At 34.6% G+C, this 3,608-nt stretch carries 2 protein-coding genes and 1 pseudogene; 2 read left to right on the forward strand and 1 reads right to left on the reverse strand.

Translation table 11 applies throughout. The features are described from left to right. Positions 1 to 320 precede the first annotated feature (320 nt). Positions 321 to 593: pseudogene (locus FC65_RS12930) on the forward strand (carboxylesterase family protein); the annotation flags it as partial. 69 nt (positions 594 to 662) lie between these two features. Here FC65_RS12930 and FC65_RS09525 read toward each other — a convergent pair. Further along, positions 663 to 1,652, reverse strand: a complete 990-nt coding sequence (locus FC65_RS09525; RefSeq protein WP_056972494.1) for a LacI family DNA-binding transcriptional regulator — start codon at positions 1,650 to 1,652, stop codon at positions 663 to 665. Positions 1,653 to 2,238: 586 nt separating this feature from the next. Between FC65_RS09525 and FC65_RS09530 the strand changes: the two genes are divergently transcribed. Then, positions 2,239 to 3,570 (forward strand): SLC45 family MFS transporter, encoded by a 1,332-nt coding sequence (locus tag FC65_RS09530; RefSeq protein ID WP_056972495.1) that lies wholly within the window; start codon positions 2,239 to 2,241, stop codon positions 3,568 to 3,570. The last annotated feature ends 38 nt before the right edge of the window (positions 3,571 to 3,608 follow it).

Below are 3,608 nucleotides of genomic sequence, written 5' to 3' on the forward strand. Positions count from 1 at the left end.
CGAATGACATTCGGCCTCCTGGTAGAGCATCCGGGGGTTCTTTTTATATAAAATAAAGGACCAGTTATTGTAAAGTGCTGTTTCAGATAGGACTAATGATAAATTAGAGGTATTGTTGGTTAAAAAATCTAAAAGTTTCTATTCGTAAGTGCCAGTTTGGGATGTTCTTAGAAAACCTGCACTTACAAAAAGGAGGTACAGAAATCGATTTTTGATTTCTCTATCTCCCTTTATTACGCAAAATGTTTGTCTAATCATCGTTCAGCACCAACTTACTATTATATTTTTCAGCGAGTCAGCCTGGTTTTGATCCATATTACTTTGGGGCCCACCATTCAAGTGAATCTCCTTACGTTTTTCAAAATCTAAAATCAAAATATCGTGATTTTGATGAAACTAATACTAAAGTAAGCCATTCTAATTCGGTTTACTGGGCAAACTTTGCACAAACGCATAATCCCGGTGGAGCAGAACTTGAACACTGGAAACCATTTACAGCAGATAATAATATAGTTATGTATTTGAATCAGCCATGTCAATGCACTCTGTACTTAAGACAAAGGCTGTTACAATGGAGCTACAAAAGCTTTTAATCGAGCGTACTAAAAAATATAATCCCAATTTAAATGGAACCTTTAATCTAGGATTAAAAGAGCAGCTTTTTATTTTGTGCTATTTCTTTCGACTATCTTAAAAGGAAGGTGGTGCGAAAAATTAGCAGTTGGACCTGTTACTATAGCTTTAACCCCTTCTATCCCCATTTGGTAAAATTCTTGAACGACGCTTGTGATTTGTGGCTGTAGTAAATGTGTTAATTTGGTCCCATCCATGCTCATAACTCCAAGTTCAGCAGGAATCTTTATTCCTAGCTTTTGAGCTTGATTCAAAATCCCCCAAGCGACATAGTCACTTCCACAAAAAACTGCTTCTATACCACCATTTTTATGATATTGTTTCATGGAATTAATACCATCCTGATAGGAAAAATTTCCAGGTTGAACCCATTCTGGAAGACAAGTAATTTCATTAGATTCTAAAGCTTTTCGAAAGCCGTCTAATCTTTGTTTACCCATGTGCGAATTAATATCAACACCTGCCAACCCAATTTTTCTATAACCTTTTTCAATAAGAAATTTTGTGCCAGCATAAGCCAAATTGAAATTTTCAGTTGTAATGAAAGGAATTCCGCTTTCTTTTTCAAATTCTGTAGATATAAAAAGATATGGGATATTACCATTTTTTAAAAAAGCCAAATTTTCTGATGTGATTTCTAATCCTACAAGTAAAATATATTTCACGGGCCGTTCTGTAACCGTTTTTAAAGCCTGTTTTTGTAACTCAGGATCATTTTCTCCTCCAAAGGTCATAATTACATTTAGTCCTTGTTTCAAAGCTTCAAAATGGATCCCTTTGATAATATCGCTGGCAAAGTTTGTTCTGGTATCAGAGATTACAACTCCAATGGTTTTGCTATTTTTTGTTACTAATTCAACTGCATTTACATTTTTTTGATATCCTAACTGCAAAGCCGCTTTTTTTACTTTTTTTTCAGTTTTCTCTGTAAAAAAATTAACCTGGTTATTTAAAACTCGTGATACAGTTGCTGTTGAAACTCCTGCCTTAATAGCAATATCTTTAATCGTCACAGACATTTGACATGTACCTCCTCTGACTTAAAGTATTAGAAAAACTAGAGAAAAAATATTCAATATAGTTTATTAAAACGTATCTGTTTAAATGTAAATCGTCAAATAAGAGTAAAGTTCACAAATTAATAATAATCAAATGCTAACATACTTTAACACTTTAAACTTCTATTGCGAATAATTAAATAAGCTAGCTTGATATTTTTCGGTGGTATATCTTAAGGCTTTATATGGATTTTCAAACACAAGATGGTTTTTTAGGGCTCCTTTCATTATCACACTACTTGCATCCATAATCGACTCATAATTTAAAGCTTAGGCGATGCGTTGTATGCAATTATTGATTTTGCCCCAAACTCAATTCTTAGCATTTAAATAGGATTAAGAGGCATCTTGTTTGTTTTATAAAAATGCAAACGTTTGTGTTGTTATAATATAGCCATTGTAAAAGTTTGTGCTATGTGTTAGAGTGTAAACGGAAATCGATTTCAACAAATAGCTATAATTTTATTAAGGAGTGATTTTTGTGGGAACAAAAAGTACGGTTAACAATGTGGCATCGCAAAATTCTACTGAAATCAATGACAGTGAAATGCCAAAATTGAAGCTTTCAACAATTTTTGCTATGACTTTTGGATTCTTTGGTGTAAATATGGCATTTTCGCTACAGTCTTCGCAAATGGGAAGAATTTTTCAAACTTTAGGTGCAGATCCTAATAATTTAGGATGGTTTTTTATTTTACCTCCTTTAGCAGGAATGGTAATACAGCCTTTGATTGGTAAGTATTCCGATCAGACTTGGACACGTTTTGGCAGGAGAATGCCATATTTACTAGTAGCAGGGCCAATCGGAGCTATAGTACTGGTATTGTTGCCGAATGCAGGATCTTTCGGCTTTGGTTATGCTTCTTTGGAGGCGTTGCTTTTTGGAGCTTTTGCTACTTTATTTATGGATTTGACTTCAAATGCTTGTATGCAACCTTATAAAATGATTATTGGTGATATGGTCAATGATGAACAAGCTGACATGGCTTGGTCCTGGCAACAAACTTTTTCTAATTTAGGTGGGGTCATTGCTACAGCAGCACCATTTGCTTTAACAGCATGGGGTATTTCTAACGTTGCCCCTAAAGGTGAAGTTCCGGCGTCAGTTAAGCTCGCATATTATGCTGCAGCTGCAATCTTATTGATTTCTACACTTTACACTGTGTTTTCAGTACATGAATACGATCCCAAAACCTATGCTGCTTATCATGGTATTTCTCCCAAAGAGAATAATAAAAAGGCGCCTAGTTTATGGAAGTTAGTAAAAAACGCCCCCAAAGCATTTTGGGAAATTTCTATAGTCCAGTTCTTTAATTGGTTTGCGATTATGTATCTCTGGACATATTCAACAGGTGCCATTGCTAAAAACGTTTGGAATACAAGTGATTCTTCATCTGCAGGTTATCAGGCTGCAGGTAATTGGTATGGTGTAATGTTCTGTGTATTATCTATTTCTTCAGTATTATTTGGTATGTTTTTAGCAAGATCTAAGCCTAGTCAACGTAAATTTTGGTATCGTTTTGGCTGCTTTGCGGGAGCTTTAGGTTTTATCTCTATTTATTTCATTCACAATAAATGGTTGCTAATAATTTCTTTTGCTTTGATTGGAATTGATAACTTAACAATGAATACTCAGCCATTTTCTCTGTTAACTGAGTCACTTGACGGTAATAACGAAGGTGCTTACTTAGGATTATTTAATTGTAGTATTTGCCTTCCACAAATCATAGCTTCAATTGCAAGTTTTGCTATTTTTCCATTGGTAGGTCGTTCGATGCCAGCGATGTTGTTTGTAGCAGGCGTTTCATTATTCATAGGTGGTTTTGCTGTTAGCTTGATACATTCAAATAAATCAGACAGCGGAAAATTACAAGCATAGACTTTTGCGTTTTGTTTTTTAAGATAAAGTTAGGGAGG

Origin of the sequence: Ligilactobacillus acidipiscis DSM 15836, from assembly GCF_001435755.1 — a bacterium.
Taxonomy (GTDB): Bacteria; Bacillota; Bacilli; order Lactobacillales; family Lactobacillaceae; genus Ligilactobacillus; species Ligilactobacillus acidipiscis.

Coding starts and splice junctions, on each gene's coding strand:
- FC65_RS09525 (WP_056972494.1), bottom strand. CDS start 1,652: ATGTCTGTGACGATTAAAGATATTGCTATTAAGGCAGGAGTTTCAACA.
- FC65_RS09530 (WP_056972495.1), top strand. CDS start 2,239: ATGCCAAAATTGAAGCTTTCAACAATTTTTGCTATGACTTTTGGATTC.